At 59.6% G+C, this 16,120-nt stretch carries 15 protein-coding genes, 1 tRNA gene and 4 pseudogenes; 17 read left to right on the top strand and 3 right to left on the bottom strand.

Features of this window, described 5'->3' with window-relative positions; all coding sequences use genetic code 11:
• From NF876_RS41500 to NF876_RS41510, 4 genes and pseudogenes are all read left to right on the top strand, one after another.
• Positions 1–211, top strand: a pseudogene (locus NF876_RS41500) (hypothetical protein); the annotation flags it as partial.
• Between the two features lie 530 nt (positions 212–741).
• On the top strand, positions 742–1,698 hold the full coding sequence (locus tag NF876_RS41505; protein WP_262273557.1) for an AraC family transcriptional regulator: 957 nt from the start codon (positions 742–744) through the stop codon (positions 1,696–1,698).
• 24 nt (positions 1,699–1,722) lie between these two features.
• Positions 1,723–1,845: pseudogene (locus NF876_RS43780) on the top strand (IS3 family transposase); the annotation flags it as partial.
• Positions 1,818–2,834, top strand: a pseudogene (locus tag NF876_RS41510) (IS110 family RNA-guided transposase). The pseudogenes NF876_RS43780 and NF876_RS41510, both read left to right, overlap by 28 nt.
• A gap of 986 nt (positions 2,835–3,820) precedes the next feature.
• On the opposite strand, the gene NF876_RS41515 reads toward NF876_RS41510, so the two are convergent.
• Positions 3,821–4,405: a TetR/AcrR family transcriptional regulator gene (locus tag NF876_RS41515; protein WP_262273558.1), complete on the bottom strand. Its 585-nt coding sequence runs from the start codon at positions 4,403–4,405 to the stop codon at positions 3,821–3,823.
• 405 nt (positions 4,406–4,810) lie between these two features.
• On the opposite strand from NF876_RS41515, the gene NF876_RS41520 reads away from it, so the two are divergent.
• From NF876_RS41520 to NF876_RS41530, 3 genes are all read left to right on the top strand, one after another.
• Positions 4,811–5,515, top strand: coding sequence for a glutathione S-transferase family protein (locus tag NF876_RS41520; protein WP_262273559.1), 705 nt, complete (start codon positions 4,811–4,813; stop codon positions 5,513–5,515).
• A complete protein-coding gene (locus NF876_RS41525; RefSeq protein ID WP_262273560.1) occupies positions 5,460–6,200 on the top strand; it encodes an SDR family NAD(P)-dependent oxidoreductase in 741 nt (246 codons plus the stop codon). Before NF876_RS41520 ends, NF876_RS41525 begins: the two co-directional genes overlap by 56 nt.
• Before the next feature lie 154 nt (positions 6,201–6,354).
• Entirely contained in the window at positions 6,355–7,056 is a 702-nt protein-coding gene (locus tag NF876_RS41530; RefSeq protein ID WP_262273561.1) for a glutathione S-transferase N-terminal domain-containing protein, read from the top strand.
• 128 nt (positions 7,057–7,184) lie between these two features.
• Here NF876_RS41530 and NF876_RS41535 read toward each other — a convergent pair whose 3' ends face one another.
• A complete protein-coding gene (locus tag NF876_RS41535) occupies positions 7,185–7,880 on the bottom strand; it encodes a L,D-transpeptidase (RefSeq protein WP_262273562.1) in 696 nt (231 codons plus the stop codon).
• A 788-nt stretch (positions 7,881–8,668) separates the two neighbouring features.
• On the opposite strand from NF876_RS41535, the gene NF876_RS43785 reads away from it, so the two are divergent.
• Positions 8,669–8,884, top strand: a complete 216-nt coding sequence (locus tag NF876_RS43785) for an SMP-30/gluconolactonase/LRE family protein (protein WP_373696798.1) — start codon at positions 8,669–8,671, stop codon at positions 8,882–8,884.
• A 336-nt stretch (positions 8,885–9,220) separates the two neighbouring features.
• On the opposite strand, the gene NF876_RS41540 is transcribed toward NF876_RS43785, so the two are convergent.
• Positions 9,221–10,597, bottom strand: a complete 1,377-nt coding sequence (locus NF876_RS41540) for a polyhydroxyalkanoate depolymerase (RefSeq protein WP_262273563.1) — start codon at positions 10,595–10,597, stop codon at positions 9,221–9,223.
• Between the two features lie 550 nt (positions 10,598–11,147).
• On the opposite strand from NF876_RS41540, the pseudogene NF876_RS41545 reads away from it, so the two are divergent.
• The 9 genes and pseudogenes from NF876_RS41545 to NF876_RS41585 all read left to right on the top strand — a co-directional run.
• A pseudogene (locus tag NF876_RS41545) lies at positions 11,148–11,597 on the top strand (IS6 family transposase); the annotation flags it as partial.
• 481 nt (positions 11,598–12,078) lie between these two features.
• Positions 12,079–12,471: a hypothetical protein gene (locus NF876_RS41550; protein ID WP_262273564.1), complete on the top strand. Its 393-nt coding sequence runs from the start codon at positions 12,079–12,081 to the stop codon at positions 12,469–12,471.
• Between the two features lie 185 nt (positions 12,472–12,656).
• A complete protein-coding gene (locus tag NF876_RS41555) occupies positions 12,657–12,884 on the top strand; it encodes a hypothetical protein (RefSeq protein ID WP_262273565.1) in 228 nt (75 codons plus the stop codon).
• 138 nt (positions 12,885–13,022) lie between these two features.
• Positions 13,023–13,658, top strand: a complete 636-nt coding sequence (locus NF876_RS41560) for a CYTH domain-containing protein (protein WP_262273566.1) — start codon at positions 13,023–13,025, stop codon at positions 13,656–13,658.
• Positions 13,659–13,797: 139 nt separating this feature from the next.
• A tRNA-Ile gene (locus NF876_RS41565) sits at positions 13,798–13,873 on the top strand.
• Positions 13,874–13,915: 42 nt separating this feature from the next.
• Entirely contained in the window at positions 13,916–14,128 is a 213-nt protein-coding gene (locus NF876_RS41570; RefSeq protein ID WP_262273567.1) for a hypothetical protein, read from the top strand.
• On the top strand, positions 14,125–14,388 hold the full coding sequence (locus NF876_RS41575) for a hypothetical protein (RefSeq protein WP_262273568.1): 264 nt from the start codon (positions 14,125–14,127) through the stop codon (positions 14,386–14,388). The genes NF876_RS41570 and NF876_RS41575 overlap by 4 nt, the downstream gene beginning before the upstream one ends.
• An 80-nt stretch (positions 14,389–14,468) precedes the next feature.
• Positions 14,469–14,792, top strand: a complete 324-nt coding sequence (locus NF876_RS41580; protein ID WP_262273569.1) for a hypothetical protein — start codon at positions 14,469–14,471, stop codon at positions 14,790–14,792.
• A 387-nt stretch (positions 14,793–15,179) separates the two neighbouring features.
• Positions 15,180–15,752 carry a hypothetical protein gene (locus NF876_RS41585; RefSeq protein WP_262273570.1) on the top strand — a complete coding sequence of 191 codons (573 nt, stop codon included), beginning with the start codon at positions 15,180–15,182 and terminating at the stop codon, positions 15,750–15,752.
• Positions 15,753–16,120 lie beyond the last annotated feature (368 nt).

The following is a 16,120-nucleotide window of genomic DNA, read 5'->3' on the forward strand; positions in this document are numbered from 1 at the left end:
TTCCATGATTGCTGACTGGGTCCGCGCGACGAACGGCTCGGAATATCCTGTCGATCATGTCGTCAGAATTGAACCCACTTCCATTTCAGCGCTTCTTTCTCCCGCTCATGTCTTTGCCGTCCCGCCTCGGAGCCAGGAGGAAATCAGGGAGACATACCGTCAGAAATACGCTGTAACGTCGGGGCGCTGCGGACCGCAGGGAACCCCATGAGGTTCAGGAGCATCGTATGGCATCAGTCCAGATCACAACCGTGGATTACAGCGATTTCCATAGATGGCTGCCGCATTGGAACGGCTACACGTGGTTTGACGCGGTAGATATTCCGGAAGCCACGATAGCGAAGATCCGGATGCTTCCTCAACCCAAGCGAGCCCGTCCATGCGGCGATCGCAATGGTGGGAAGGCATGAGTTCGGCCTGGCGTATTGGATCTATCATCGATTTACCTGGGCGGCTGACGGTTATTGTTATCTGCAGAATTTGTTCGTTCCGGACAATGCCCGTGGGAGCGAGCTCGGTCGCGGGTTCATCGAGCATGTTACGGTGGATGCGAAGCTTCAGGGCGCTCCCAAGTTTATTGATCGCTGCACGAATCGAGCCAGAACGCCAAGCACCTCTACGACCGCATCGCCGAGCGCTCCGGCTTCGTCCAATCGAAAGCTTCTCGCCTAACTTGCTACCGCCGAACGCGCGCTGCGCAGTATCATGGGGTGCGTCACCGCTTCAAGTTCCCGAGGTCTCATGTCCCAAGTCGACTGGTTGAGCCGTCTCCTGCAGATCATTACCGTTACTGGCCAGCTCGAAGTCCGCTGCGTTTACGGCGCGCCGTGGCGCGTCGCCTGGAGCACGGCTGCCGCCAACGAAATTCCCTACCACGTCATCCTCAAGGGCCGGGCGATTTTCGAGGATCCGGAATCGAGAATGGCGCAGGAGCTAGTGAGCGGGGATATCGTGCTGCTCCCACAGGGTGCGGCGCATGTGCTGCACGACGGCAGCGGGCAAACGCCAATCCGTACTCACGAAAGCCGGGGTTCCTCGGGGTGGATGTTGAGCGAGAACGATGGGCTGGGTGAGCAACTGGATCTACTGTGCGGGCGGTTTTTCGTCGCGCCGCCCCATGACCGAATGATACGCAATTACCTGCCAGCTAATCTGGTGACACGGGCTGTGGACAGCCATGGAGAAGAGGGCATCGGGTCGCCGTCCAACCAACTTGCCGGACTTGTCGGGCTGATGCGAATGGAGTCCACCGGTGACCGGGCGGGAGGACGCGCCATTCTCAACGCACTTTCTTCGGTCCTATTCACTCTGGTCCTGCGCGCCGCTAGCGAATCCGGAAAGTCCACCGAGGGCTTGTTGGCCCTGGCTGGCAATCCACGACTGGCTCCAGCCATTACGGCGATGTTCGCCGATCCGGCACGGCCTTGGAAACTGCCCGACCTCGCGGATATGTGCGGCATGTCACGCGCTACGTTCATGCGCCAGTTTCAGGGCAAGCTAGGTCGCTCCGCTCTCGACCTGTTAACCGACCTCCGCATGAGTCTGGCTGCCAACGAATTGAAGAAGCCGGGGATCAGCACCGAAGCTGTGGCCGAGACGGTCGGGTATCAATCCGTGTCGGCATTCCGGCATGTATTCGCCGACCGCATGGGGATGACGCCGGGAGAATGGCGCCGACTGGCGCAAAAGGGCACGTGAGGCGCACCTTTGCAGGACGACGCTATGCCGCAGAGGAAGCGCAAGTCGGAAGAGATCGTCCCGAAGTTACGGCAGGTCAACGTATCGTTGTCGCAAGGCCGTCCCGTGGCGGAGGCGATATCTCAAAGAACGTTTACCAGCTCCACGGCATCGAGTGGGGCGGAAAGATCGTCTTGCGCAAGGCACTGCGATGCAGCTAGGTGCCGGGCTTCTTTTGCACGCGGCAACTGTGCCTGATCGGCATCAAGGCCTGCGCGACGGCTCACGGCGGGGCCCTCACGCTCCTGGCCTTTGATCACGAGGTTCGCTTGACTCCTCCGTCTTATGTCAAGCCCAATCTGCTCCGGCAGAAGAATGATGTGGCAGACGCGATGGCCATCTGCGAGGCTGTCACGCGGCCAATTATGCGCTTCGTTCCGGTCAGGATCTCGCAGCGGCAAAGCACCCTCATGCTGCATTGAGTCCGTGACCTTCTGAGTGGGCAGCGGACAGCCCTGAGACATGACTTGCGTGGTCACTTCGCGGAACTGGGCTTCGTCGTGGCGCAAAGGGCGCGCACGCCCGCCTATTAATCGCATATCTTCAGGACGAGGCTAACGGGGATCCCCCTGCGGCGGCCTGGACTGCCCTTCGCTACTTGCGGCGACGCTGGGTGGGATCGAGGCGCAGATTGACAAGCTCGACGAGGCGATGCTGACAGCCCGCCGCAGCGATCTCATCAGCGTAGGCCTGTCACTATCGCTGGGATTGGGCCGATTGTTGCTTCCTGTCTCTTAGATAGCATCCCGGACGCCATTCTGTTCCTGAGCAGTCGGGAGTTTGCCGCCTATCTCGGCCTCGTGCCCCGGCAGCATTCAACCAGAGGCAACCCGCGGCTCGGTTTGCTCTCGCCGATCGGCAACCGGCATCTGCACAAGCTGCTCGTCGTGGGTGCGCACGCGGTGCTCTACAATATGTAGTCCGGCAAGACTATGACGGTTTCGGCGAACTGGGCCCGGTCGCTCCTGGCCAAGAAGCCGTTCGAGGCCGTGGCCGACGTGCTGGTCAACAAGATCGCCTGCATCGCCTGGGCGGCGATGGCGAGGAGCATGGCTTACGAGCCCGGGAGCCATGGAACGGCCGCGCTGACGACCTAGAGTCCAATCAGGATTCTCGGACGATTTACACTTTTGTGCATCCCGGTTGGCGCGGTGACGATGAGGTGGTGTGAAGCCAAACCGGACATGGGCCGCCGAAACTGAATAACCCATGGCATCGTCTTGCGTCAGCCAAGCGCGATAACGCGAAGGGGGCAAGGTTCAGCGTAAAACATCAGGGTCGGCGGTCATGCAGCATCGCGCTTAAAGACCGGAGACATGACTTACGTGGAAGCCTCCCGCCTCGCGAGGTCCAAACGTCATGAAGAATCTCCTTGTCAAACGAACGCCATCCGAACGTGGCCACACCATAACTTGAACGGGCTACGACTCGCCACGGAGGAGCTTATTGAGCAAATCGCGCTCGGCGTACCAGTCTCTGATTGTCCCTCGCATCTCGTCTAGCGTCTTTTTGGCAGATGTCGACTCGTGAGCCTCCCAAGTCAGTTCTTGAATATGACTGATTTGGTTAGCGATACGCTGCTTGAGGCTTTCTATATCAGCATTGAGCCTAGATAGTTCGTCGCGTGTTCGGAACTTGACGTCGTCCGTCCCGAGAACGGGGCCAGAAATATCTTCATTGAGCCTAAACATACCGTGTCATAGCGTGTAAGCCGATTATTGCCAAGCTTCGGCAGCTCCCTCTCACGAACCGCCTAAAGCTTGTTGCGAGGCTTGAGTGAGGCGGGCCCTCGCAGTTGCCCTTGTCTTGAAAAGCGGGTGCGCCGGTACAATGGTCAGCGCGTGGCTCATGGTGTGTCGGTGAGACATACATACGGGTCGGCAGCAATTGAAAATACCTGTTTCAGGCTGTCGACAAGCATGGCCGGCTGATCGGGTTCATGCTGTCAGATTGGCGGAGTGCGCGTCCAGCTCATCGCCTCCCGCGCGAAGGTCTCAAAACGGTGCGTGACTATCCCCCCATGGTCTATCTGCCTGCGGAAATTCTCCGCCGCGAAGGGAGACGGCTGAGGCGACGGTGTAGTTTAACTCGGATCGAGCATAGCGAATGCCGGGCGAAGCACGCCCTCGAACAGGTCTCGATCCGGGCGCACTCTGGCCAGGACACGAAGGCCTATAAGGACGCCGAGCAGCAGCCGCCCAAGATCATCGGCAGATTGCCTGGTCGTAATCGTGCCATCCCTCTGGCCTGCCTCGATGCATTGCCGGAAGAAGCTTTCGATCTCAACGAGGACCATTTTGACCGCGCACCGCAATTCTCGATCTTCCGGGGCGATGTCCAGAGCGGAGTTGACGAGCATGCAGCCCTTCTGCTCCGGATCGCTCAGAGAACGAGTGACAATCTCGCGGAAAAACGCGCTGATTGCCTCGATGGGGGGCAAAGCTCTGCAGCGACGGATGCGGTTGACGACGCTCTTATCCACATACTGGCCAAGCGCCTTTCTGTAGAGCGCGCGTTTGTCGCCAAATGCATTGTAGAGGCTTGCGCCTGTCAGACCCGTCTGTTCCATCAAGGCGCGCATGGAGGTGGCCTCGTAGCCCCGTGACCAAAAACACTGGATCGCGGCAGCGAGCACGGCATCCTCGTCGAACTCTCTTGGCCTCGCCATTTCGTTATCCGGCCTCCCTATAGGCGACTTGCCATGCCCTGCTGATCGTGCATTATATAACGGTTGTTATAAAACGCAATGCTGTACCGTCGAAACAATCCTTCGACACACTGATGCACACCGGTCGCAGCCGAAACAAGCATCCGATAAAATTGCAGAGGCCGTTCGCCGGCTTCGGCCGAGTGGCTGTGACGGTCGGAAGCTTCTTTGGTCTGTTTGTGGCGACACGTTTCGGTGTGACTCAGGTGACATTGGACTTCCCGCTTACATTCGCCAGGCGGGACATCTTGATGACGCCAAGGTCGATGCCCGAATGCGCAGCCACCGCTGTCGTCGTGCTTGGCATCCTTGTATCTGCCAAGCCTGCCCGCAGCAGTTCGTAGTTCTCAACGGGAAAGAGAGATCATGATCCGGTTCTACTACCACCCCACGCCAAATCCAGCGAAGGTTGCTCTTTTTCTAGAGGAGACGGGGCTGCCTTACGAGACGATCCCGGTTGACACCAGCAAGGGCGAGCAGCATCTGCCGGCGTTCCGCGCGATCAATCCGAATGGCAAGGTCCCGGCGATCGTCGATACGGACGGCTCAGGCGGCAAAGAAGTCCGCGTGTTCGATTCAACTGCTATTCTCCTTTACCTTGCGGAGAAGACTGGGAAGCTCCTCGGCTCTCCGGATGACCGCCCCGAGTTGTTGTCCTGGCTGATGTTCCTCGGCACCGGGCTTGGGCCCTTCTCCGGACAGGCTGTGCATTTCCAGTATGCGGCTCCTGATGGCCTGGACTATGCTGTGAATCGTTATCGTCGCGAGGCCGAGCGGCACTACCAAGTCCTGAACGATCATCTCGAAGGCCGGGATTTCATTGTTGGAAGTACTTATACCATCGCTGACATATCGGCATGGGGCTGGCTGGATCGTGCATCGCGCGTCATGAAGGGGGCGGAGGATCCCCTGAGGGCTTTCCCGGCGATCAAGCGCTGGTTCGTGGACGTCGATGCACGACCAGCAGTCGCGCGTGCACGAGAGGTCGGCAAGAGCCATCCCTTCAAAAAGACCAATGACGAAGAGACGAAGCGCGCGCTCTTTCCCTCGAACTATCACCCAGGCATGTAAGGACCATACTACGAAGCTACGAAACAAACGCGTTCCTATCACAGGTGGCACAAGCGGAATCGGTCTGGCGCTCGCGCATGCACTGGTGGCCAAAGGGGCTAAGGTCTTCATCACAGGACGTCGGCAGAACCTCCTTGAGGATGCGCTTCGTGAGTTGAAGACGAATGCCGGGACGTCAGCGGATGTGGCGACACCTGAGGGCCGGGAGGCGACTCTCTTTCTCGCCATGCAGGCACTTGGCGGGCTCGATATTCTGATCAACAACGCAGGAGGTGTCAGGGCAGGTCGGTTGGAACACACCTCTGAAGTCGAGATTGAGGCGATGGTGACGGTCGATCTGCTTGCTCCGATCTTGCTGACCCGGGCTGCTCTCCCAGCCCTGCGCGCCAGCGGCGATGCGGCTATCGTCAATGTCTCCTCCGGGATCGCGCTCGTTGGCGCGCCCTTCTACGCAACCTATGCTGCCGTGAAGGCAGGATTTGCCCACTTCGGTGAGGCGTTGCGCCGAGAGCTGAATGGCGAGGGCATCCATGTGCTGACGGCGTATCCGGGTGGAACCGACACACCGATGATGAAGTCCAATCGGGCAGGGCCGGAACTCGGGTTTTCCCGTGAGCCGGCTTCGGCTGTTGCCGACTCCATCGTGGCAGGGCTCGAGTCCAATGCCCGTGCGGTTATCAGGTGAGGAGAGTCTCGCGCCAAGATGATTGAATCGAACCGCAACGATCCGGCAGCTGTCGATCGACACTTTCTCGACCTGAAACCTGCGTTGGAAGAATCTGTCAGTGACCATGCCGCTCTGTGAGAGCCCCTATCGTGCCTAACAGGAGGCAATCACCATGATCGATGCCTGCTATTGGCATACGCCGAACGGCCATAAGATCACGATGTTTCTTGAGGAAGCCGGTCTCGATTCCAAGATCGTACCAGTCGACATCAGTGCGGGCGATCAGTTTAAACCGGAATTCCTGGCGTTCTCCCCCAATAATCGAATGCCTGTGATCATCGACCACGATCCATCGGACGGGGGAGAGCCGGTTCCGGGTTTCGAATCCGGCGCAATCCTGCTCTATTTCGCGGAGAAAGTCGGGAGGTTCCTGCCATCTGACCTGCGCGGCCGAAAGACGGTGCACGAGTGGCTGTTCCGGCAGGTGGGCGGCCTTGGTCCGATGACCGGACAAAACCAACATTTCAGTCTTTATGCGCCGGAAAATCTGCCCTACGCGATCAGCCGCTATGTCAGCGAAACGAATCGCCTCTACGGTGTCCTCAATTGCCATCTGCCAGGGCGTTGCTTTGTTGGAGGTGAGGAATACACCATCGTAGACATGGCCTGCTATCCGTGGACCGTGCCATGGCAGCGTCAGCAGGAGAACCTGCACGACCTCTCCGACCTTTACCGCTGGTTCGACGCAGTGCGAGCGCGACCTGCAACAATACGGGCCTATGCGGCAGGCGAGGCACTTTCGAGCAGACCTGCTGTCACGGAGGAGGGAAAGAAAACTCTCCTCGGGCAAACGGCAGCACGCACCGGCAAATGACGTTTGTCAGATCCGTTGTTGAGACTTCGGCATCGGCCCCTGAACCTCCAGGCAATTCGTCACGTGGCTTGCGGAAAACTCGCGACATGCCACGTGATCGTTCTCAAATACCCGAGTCCATTCGGCCGTCAGGCTTGATCGCTGTGAGGCAGAACAACCACCTTCGTGCCCGTAGGCACGCGCTGGTGTAGATCGATGATGTCCTGATTGATCAGCCGAATGCAGCCGCTCGACACGTTCAGCCCAATGCTTGACGGCTCGTTCGTGCCGTGGAGGCGGTAAAGGGTGTCCCGACCGTTCTGGTACAGGTACAGCGCGCGAGCTCCCAGCGGGTTCTCCAGGCTTGGGGGCATTCCTCCGGCGTAGACCTTCAACTCCGGCTGCCGCTTGATCATCTCTGCCGGAGGCGTCCAGGTTGGCCATTGGGCTTTACGGGCGATCTCAGCGGTTCCAGTCCACCCGAATCCCTCACGACCGACCCCTACGCCATATCGCAGGGCATAGCCCTCTTCTTGGACAAGATAGAGGAACCTCTCGCCGGGATCGACGATGACCGCGCCAGGGGGCTGGCTTGTTTCGTAGCGTATCCGCTGGCGACGATAGTGGGGAGGGACCTTCGTGTCCTCGATGGCCGGAACCGGGAAGCGCTCGTTCGGCCGGGGCTGATAACGTGGGTCGACCTGCTTATGCGGTTTCGGCGACGCCGCCGATAGGACGACCGGTGTATTGGAGTTACGGGCGGCTAGACCGAGGGTGAGACCGGTCAGGATGGTACGACGCGACAGGACGAGGCCCATGCGCAATGGCGTGCACAATGAATGCATAACGATTGAGACTCCTGGATTTGCGAGGCTGAATAATGGGAGCGCGAGGCACCAAGTCAGGCTGCAAGTCGTGGAGGTTTATCGGGAGGAGCGCTGCGGTACTGCGGCGTATCCTCCAGAGCGTAAGGCGGAATGATACGTGTGGGTTGAGCCAGGCGTGCCGGTAGGAGGTCGCGACCATCGGGCAATGAAGCCGGGATCGAAACGGTGCAGGCATTGCGCTGCGCTGTCTGTGAGTGCTCCCGACAAGGCCTGTCAGAGGCCACGGTGCCCATGGTAGCCACGGTGCTGATCACCTCTGCCTGAGTTGGAGGCGCCTCCTTGGAGAAGGACATCAAGAGAAGCATGAGTGCGAGCAGGAACGCGCAGCCGCAAGCTCTAGTGATCGACAGAAGTGCTGCCGGTCCAGTCTGCTCATAGCGATGGGGCATCCAGATAATCATCCAAAAACTCTTGGCTGGAGACCTATTTGTGAAAGCTAAGCTTTCTGCAATCCTCACGTGCCTCACATGTCCGTGAGACCTAAGTGGGAAGAACAACAGGAACCTTCCTGTGATGGCCTGCTTGCCAACACCGGAGGAGCTCTATGATCGTTTAGGGCCGCTCGCTGCCAGATTGGAAGCAAGGCTGAATGCAATCCTTGTGCCGCTGCCATAGTGAGCTGACAGGAATTTTATATCAGGCGGGTTGAGAGCCTACTGCATGATTGTGGCTGTGGATAGCTGTTGTGCGATGGCCTCCAGGGGAATAAGCGCAGGCGGCCCATAGCCCAACGATGAGTACGGGACATAAAATGCGCGACGAAGCGGGGTGCCGTCCCGAAGACGATCGCATTCGCTCCGGATCGAAAAACGTTCTACTTCACTGATTGTCGGACTTGTGTCGTTGGAGTCATAAGGTATGCAAGAGATTCCCGCGACCCCGGTGATCTCGAGATCCTCGGCCGGTACAGCGAGGCGGAAGGCCCGGATGGCGCCTGCATTGACGCCGAAGGTGCAATTTGAATCGCCGTAGTCAACAACCACCGGCCAGCATGGTACGGCTCCCTTCCTTGAATGCTCCAGCTATGGAGACCGCCGCTTCAGTGTCGGTCAGCCGTGATCAAGAAGCCGCCCCCTTAGTGCGGCATCAATTCGCGTTCGGCTTTCCACTGCGGTTTAGAAGGCGACCTCCGTCTGCGAATTCCGCGTTCCGTGCAGAGTCGAGCTCGCCTGCACGAACCGCTTCGATATGGCTTCCGATAAGTGTCGAGAGATTAGCAAGAGGACCGGCCTCAATCGCCGTCTTGCGCTTTGCAAGCGCAAATCGACAAGAGGGGCGGCCAACCGGCTGCTCCGCTGTTATCCAACCAGGATCCCGCATCGGGAGCTGAACAGTGCCCGGTCACCTGCGCTTGAACCTTCGTTAGGCAGTGAAGATTGGTGCCAAGGCACTGCACCGCATGTAGTCGAACCGCGTGTCGGTAAGGTTGAGCGCTCGTGCTTCTCGATGAATTCGGCGATTCGAGGAGCGATTTGAGCCCTGAAACGAGAACCGTTGAAGACGCCATAATGACCGACCCCGGCCTGAAGATGATAGAGTTTCTTGTCCGAGGGGAGGTTCGGGGTCAGGTCCAGGGTCGCCAAGGTCTGGCCGACACCTGAAATATCGTCCCGCTCGCCTTCGATCGCCATGATGGCACAGCGTCGGACGGCCATGAGGTCCACCGGCTGGTCCCGATGCATCATCTCGCCTTTCGGCAGTTCATGCCTCACGAACACCTTGTCGACCGTCTGCAGGTAGAACTCGGCAGTGAGGTCCATGACGGCGAGGTATTCGTCATAGAATTCCCGGTGCTTCTCGGCCGAGTCGCCGTCGCCCTCCACGAGGTGGTTGAACATCTCCCAATAGGCGGCCAGGTGCCGGTCGATGTTCATGGCCATGAAGCCGGACAGTTGCTGGAAGCCTGGATAGACGTCACGCCAGAAGCCCGGATGGGTCGGCGGCACCTTCATGATGCAATGCTGCTTGAACCATTCAATGCCGCGCTCCTCGGCCAGCCGGTTCACGGCGGTGGGCGAGCGGCGGGTATCGATGGGGCCGCCTATCAGGATCATCGAGCGGGGAATAGCGGGATCGTTCTCGGCCTCGAGGCGGGCGATGGCGGCAACCACAGGCACGGCCGGCTGACAGACGGCCATCACATGGAGGTCGGGACCGAACTCCCGGAAGATCGCCTTGAGATAATCGATGTAATCGTCGAGGTCGAAATGGCCGTCTGCCAGTGGCACCATGCTGGCATCCGCCCAGTCTGTGATCATCACCCGATGAGTCGGCAGGAATGTTTCCACCGTGCTGCGCAGAAGCGTGGCGTAGTGTCCGGACATGGGGGCCACGATGAGAAGCTTGGGCTGCGAAGCCGCCCTTTCATGATCGCGCTCGAAGGAGATCACGCGGCAGAAGGAGTGCTCCCAGACGATTCTCTCGGTGACGGCGACATCCTGGTTCCCGATGGTCGTGGTCGTGAATCCGAAGTCGGGCTTGGTGTAGCGGCGGGTGGTTCGCTCGAAGAGCTCGCAGGCCGCGGAAACGGTGCGTCCGTAAGGTGTGTTGGTGAACGGATTGCCGGGATTATCGAAGAACAGCTTTGTAATATCGGACGTAGCGCGCGCGGGACTCAACAACCAGTGCGTGGTCTCGTAACATAGATAAATTGGGTTCAGCATAGAGGAAATCATTTTTGCGCCTCCAGCGCCCGAGCTTCGTGTAGGTTTGGAGCCGTCCTCCCGACAGCAGATCATTTCGTAGGAGATCGTCAGCTCAATCAATTCCTGAGATAATTAATGATCTGAGACTAGCACGGTCGCGACCATAACTTGATTATCTTAGTGGAGGTGGAGCTCGGCGCATCGGTTACGGGCGGCTATACTTTGGTTTCGGACACCAATACGATGGACATAGGTTTCGGTCCAGACGAAGCGCCTCAGCCCATTATAATCATGTCTCGGCATCAGGAGGCGCCAAGGGCGCAGAGTCGGCAGGCCCTGGGCCGCTCGCGCGAGGACTTCTCGACCAAGATCCACCTCAAGACTGACTGGATGGCGAACTGCTGGGCTTTCACCTGATCGGTGGCGAGGTGAGCGACAGCCCGTACTTTGAGATCATCCTGGACCTCAGTCCTGACAGGTTCCGTCGCAAACCTTTCGGTTCAAAGTTTCAGCTAGGGTAACTGCCGTCACAGCAGTGGGGACAGGGATGTTCAAGGGCAGGCATTTCGATCGAACCTAAATCCTGCTCTGCATCCGATGGTACTTGGCTTACAATCTCAGCCTCCGGAATCTGGAGGAGATGATGGCCGAGCGCGGCGTCTCCGTCGATCACGCAACCATTCACCGATGGGTTATCCGGTACTCGCCCGAACTGCTGAAGCGCTTCAACTCACGCAAGAGAGACGTCACGAGCAAGTGGCACATCGATGAGACATACATCAAGGTCCGCGGGCGGTGGATGTATTTTTATTGAGCCATCGACAGCAATGGCGATACGGTCGAATTCTAGTTCAGCGAACGGCGTGATCTCACCGCGGCGAAGCGGTTCCTGCGTAAGGCACTCAAGCGCCACGGCCGGCCCGAGCAGATCGTGATTGACGGCAGCCCAACGAACCGCGAAGCCATCCTGTCCTGCGATACTGCAGATCGGCTCGAGAACAGATCGCAGCGTGACCTGAAACCAATACGGTTCCAGTCATTCTAGTCGGTGGTGGGTCCGCCATTGTGAGGGACGGCCGTCTCGCTGACGTTGCACCGACACTGCTCGATCTTATGGAGATCGCGAAGCCAACGGAGATGACCGGCCAATCGCTCCTTCCGGCGCCAAGCTAAAATGAAGAGACACAGTCGCTCTATGTGGCATTCAGAGCAAGATCTGTGCGGGATTATCCATTCGGCCACTGCGCTTGATCAGAAGCAGGTTTGAGTACGCCGGATACCATATTCTCCTCAGCTGAACAGCGTCGAACGGATAACGTTCATGGCGCAGCCCAAGGCGTGGTGGACAAGCTGGCTGCCCTGTGTTTCGCGGCCACTATCGGCCCCACGCGGCTGATCGACAACGTGCTCCTGACCCCGCCGCCCACAGCTCTGTCCGATCGCGAGCTGGAACTGGTCTCGCACGCGATCGGTCGGCAGGCGACCGCCAGCGGGCAGAGGGCGCGGCCGTCATGACAGCCCCGGCGGATCCGGATTCCCTCATCTGGGCGCTCAACACGCGTCTGATCGCCGGTGTAACGGCAACGGAAACGCTTCTGGCCTGGTGCGAGGAGCACGGCCTCTCGGACGGACCGATCACTGTCGACGTCCGTCAGCGCTTTGCACCGGCAATCGTCCCCGAGGACGTTCTGCCGGCTCTCGAGCTCGATTCCGGCGAAACGGTTTACTATCGGCAGGTCCGGCTGATGCGCGGCACGCTGCCGCTCGCGACGGCCGGGAACTGGTTCGTGCCGCAACGCCTGACAGCGGCCATGAACGAGGCCCTGAATACGACAGAGGCCTCTTTCGGGACAGTGATTGCGCCGCTGCGCCCGATCCGTCGCATCCTGGCTGCAGCCATCTAGCCACAGCCTGAGATCATCCTGGAGCAGGTCGCCCTGATCCGCAGCGGCTCCGGGCCGGCGCTCGCGCTCGTGAGGGAGAGCTATCTCCCGGCTCTCGTTTCGCCGACCCTCGTGCCAGCGCCGTGGCCGCGGGCTCGTGATCGGAGGCCCGAGAGGTCAGCCCAGCGACCGGTGAGGCGCGAGCGATGACGTCGCAGCCCGATCTGGCGTCTCAGACCCTGTCCGATCCCACCCTGATCGAGGAGGTGCAGTTCCAGGACCACCGGATCCGGTTCGGGCCGACGCAGACCGGCTGGGTCTCCTTCATCGCACGGCAGGGCCAGCGGCCGGCGACCCTGCTTGCGGGCGATCGCGAAACCCTGATCGCGGAGGCGCACAAGCTGATCAGGCGCCGGATTGCCGGGAAGAGGTGAGGGGATGCCATTGGCGGCCAGAGGTCAGGAAACCATCGTGGACCCCTGGACTGCCTCAGAGAGAGGAGCGGGTTGCCTTTCCTGGCCTGTACCCAAAACCTACCTTGGCGCTACCGCCCTATGATGAAAGGCTGTCCTATGAGTTCCATCCGTGTCTTTCTACTAGCCTCTGGCCTGGCCCGGCTGATCGAGAGGGAGAGGGCAGGCGACCTCGTCCGGCACGGCTATTTTCCCGACCATCCCGCCCGCAGCACGCATGTGCAGGTGACAGGCGATACTGGCCACCTGGTCCTTGCCTCGCATTCCGCGAAGGGTCCGAGCACGGACGCGGCCGAAATTTCCCCGGCGCAAGCCGAGGCCCTGCTCGGCTTGACCGCAGGACAGATCGAGTATCTGAGCATCGCCGTCGATCTCGGCAATCATGATGCCATCCTCCAGCGTTTCGTTACGCCGGGCCCGCTCGATCTGGTCAGCGTGACGTTCAAGCACGACAAGGCCGCGGGGAAACTCCAGCCGCCGGCCTGGTTCGGTCCTGAGATCTCGGATGATCCGAGCTACCGGCTGCGCGCCATCGCCCTCGCCGGGCTGCCCTCCGTGCCCGAAGTGGAGGTGTCGAATGCGGCCCTCCATGGCCTGCTTGATGCCCTACATAACCACGATCAGGAGGCAGAGCCGTCTCCAACTCAGCAGGCCCAGGGACAGGCACGATCCGAGGCTCCTTCGATGCCGAGGAAACTCAGGAGCTCGAAGGGCTCACGATCGAGGACAGCGTAATCCGCGACCTTGCCCGATCGCTGCAACCGCGCGGGCGCTGATCCCGTCCAGGACACATGGCCTCTTGTCGGATTGCTTGAAGGTCAGGGTCATGGCAAGTACAGCCTGCCTGCCGAGGCCGGTCATGACGGCTGGGGTGGGGCCTGTAGCTCAATGGTTAGAGCCGGCCGCTCATAACGGTCTGGTTGGGGGTTCAAGTCCCTCCGGGCCCACCACATATCAATCCAGCCTAGCAAAGGCGTGCTGCGCATCCCATAATGACCGATTCCTCTCCCTCTCAGGATGCCGCTCTCGTCGACCATCACGGCTATTGCATCCATCTCAGCCCGAGCGACCCGGACTGGATAGCCCTCGTTTCCAGGCCCGATCGGCAGCCCACGCTGATCTTGGCTCCGGAGCGGGTGACGGTCCTCGCCATGGCCTGTGAGTGGATCGATCGCCAGCTGGCCTCGGACAGGAGCCCGCAATGACCTACAGCTTAATCCAGCTGGCGCCCGGCGCCTATGACCTTCTCCTCGGCAACATCATCGTGGCCAGTGTGGTGAGGAGCGGCTTGCGCCAGCCTTATACCTGGACTGCCGAGTTGCTGGGGGACCTGCCGCGGAGCAGGCGGCCTGCGCCGTTCCGGGAGATCGAGCACAGTTTCCCGTCCTTGGAGGAGCTGTGCGCCTGGCTCGGCCAATCCGCCGTGAAGACCAACAACCGAGGCACTGCGTCTCAGGGTGAATGAGAGAGAAGCACTCCGGCCGAGGTGCTGTCTGATACCTCGACCGGAGCGCTGGTGTGCCAAGGGAATGACGCACAGCATGAATGTACGTCATCCTGAGCCAGCGGCAATGCTGCTCTCAAAAGCCAGCGGATCACGCGCATCAAGACCCGCCCTGTGACCTGCCGGCTACAGACATCAGCGCCAAAATCGGACATATCGCGTCGCCGAGCGACACGATTGGATCGCCCCGCCACCATTTTCCAGAACCTGCCGCATTCATCGAGGTCTTCATCATGCCGCCGACAGAGGTTGCAGCGCCTGTCTTTGTTCCGACACATGCCCCGACATTCACACAAGCCGCCGTGCGGTTTGTCGTTTCCTTTGCCGCCCTGATCGGCCTGAGCCTGCTGCTGGCCGCGCTCTAAGGCCATATTGTTCGGCACCTGTGCTCGTTGCGATACAGCCAAAGCGCTGGACATCAGACATAGTGGCCGCGTCCTTGAAGGAACGGCTGGGGGGCCGAACCTCCCTGGAAGGGAAGCGCCTCTATCACGCACGAGGCGCTTCCCTTTTGCCGGGGCGGGCAAGGTGCCATAGATCTCCGGATATGCTCAAAGGTTGCCGCGAGGTCAGATTGACACTGCCAGGTAAGGCTTTGCTGCCATTCGTCGTTCCAACACGTCCGTCAACGTGATTTCCAGCCCAAAGTCATTGATAAGATGAAGCGCCCCCAGAAGTCATTCTCCGTCGAGATCAAGAAGTCCCGCCTTCCAGATCCGCGTCACCACCTTCCGCCGCGGCGCCTGTTCGCCATGCCGCTGGATGAGACCTCAGCCTTGATCCAGAAGACAGAGCCTCCAAAGGTTGTTGGACCTCTCGCGGCGCCTCGCATTCTGCCGAGCATCGTCGAGGCCTTTCCCAGCAATCTTGAGTCAATTGAGCCTATGCGCCGCAAGCGGGCTACCAGACCAAAGGCTGGCAGGGAGCAGATCGAACTCGATCTGCACGCGGCCGCCGAGGGGGAAGCGGGCGAAGGCTCATCCCCTGCATCATTGATTGCAGAGGCCCAGCCTCAGACCGAGGTCGCTCCTGTTGCCGAGAAGAATGCAATCCCTGTCCAGGCAACCCAGCTCCAGGACACGGAAAGTCAGAAGACGAAGGCACGGACGCGACGGACGAAGCCTTCTGAACTCGCCGAGCCAGTGGAGACACCACAAACCGAGATTCAGGCAATACCGATCTCTGATACGGACAGCTTGATCGCCGCTTCGGATATTGTGAAACCATCGAAAGCGATCCCTGCCAAGCGGACCAGGCATCAGGCCGCCGCCCAACTCCCGCGCAGTGAGCGCTGGAAACGGCGCCTCCATCCAGCCGCTTGGTGAAGCTGCAGCAAGGGTGATACATCTGGCGGTCGCTCCCCACCACAATGCCCCTAAACCAAACGTTACGAGAGGTTCACCGTTATCAAAATTGATATTCAATCGAGCCATTTTTCATCAACTTAGCTGCCGTGCAAAAGCTCGCGGTCGGAACTCTATTTGATTTTCCGCCCTAGTTGAATTTTTAGTTCATAAACCCTACGGAGCAGAACTAATTTTGCGGGGTGCGATCCGATAATCATTCTATTGATCCTCACGCGCCGGGTGTAACATAGGGCGGTGTCCGTCATCGTGAGGAGGTGCGCGATGGAAGGCAACGTTTGGCGTCCGACGCATTTGACGACGGAGCAGATGGAGGAGCGTCGCCTGGT

The organism is Microvirga yunnanensis (genome assembly GCF_025460875.1).

Coding starts and splice junctions, on each gene's coding strand:
- NF876_RS41525 (WP_262273560.1), top strand. CDS start 5,460: ATGACGAAGAGACGAAGCGCGCGCTCTTTCCCTCGAACTATCACCCAG.
- NF876_RS41515 (WP_262273558.1), bottom strand. CDS start 4,405: ATGGCGAGGCCAAGAGAGTTCGACGAGGATGCCGTGCTCGCTGCCGCG.
- NF876_RS41575 (WP_262273568.1), top strand. CDS start 14,125: ATGACCTACAGCTTAATCCAGCTGGCGCCCGGCGCCTATGACCTTCTC.
- NF876_RS41550 (WP_262273564.1), top strand. CDS start 12,079: ATGACAGCCCCGGCGGATCCGGATTCCCTCATCTGGGCGCTCAACACG.
- NF876_RS41540 (WP_262273563.1), bottom strand. CDS start 10,597: ATGATTTCCTCTATGCTGAACCCAATTTATCTATGTTACGAGACCACG.
- NF876_RS41555 (WP_262273565.1), top strand. CDS start 12,657: ATGACGTCGCAGCCCGATCTGGCGTCTCAGACCCTGTCCGATCCCACC.
- NF876_RS41505 (WP_262273557.1), top strand. CDS start 742: ATGTCCCAAGTCGACTGGTTGAGCCGTCTCCTGCAGATCATTACCGTT.
- NF876_RS41570 (WP_262273567.1), top strand. CDS start 13,916: ATGACCGATTCCTCTCCCTCTCAGGATGCCGCTCTCGTCGACCATCAC.
- NF876_RS41580 (WP_262273569.1), top strand. CDS start 14,469: ATGTACGTCATCCTGAGCCAGCGGCAATGCTGCTCTCAAAAGCCAGCG.
- NF876_RS41520 (WP_262273559.1), top strand. CDS start 4,811: ATGATCCGGTTCTACTACCACCCCACGCCAAATCCAGCGAAGGTTGCT.
- NF876_RS41530 (WP_262273561.1), top strand. CDS start 6,355: ATGATCGATGCCTGCTATTGGCATACGCCGAACGGCCATAAGATCACG.
- NF876_RS41560 (WP_262273566.1), top strand. CDS start 13,023: ATGAGTTCCATCCGTGTCTTTCTACTAGCCTCTGGCCTGGCCCGGCTG.
- NF876_RS41535 (WP_262273562.1), bottom strand. CDS start 7,880: ATGCATTCATTGTGCACGCCATTGCGCATGGGCCTCGTCCTGTCGCGT.
- NF876_RS41585 (WP_262273570.1), top strand. CDS start 15,180: ATGCCGCTGGATGAGACCTCAGCCTTGATCCAGAAGACAGAGCCTCCA.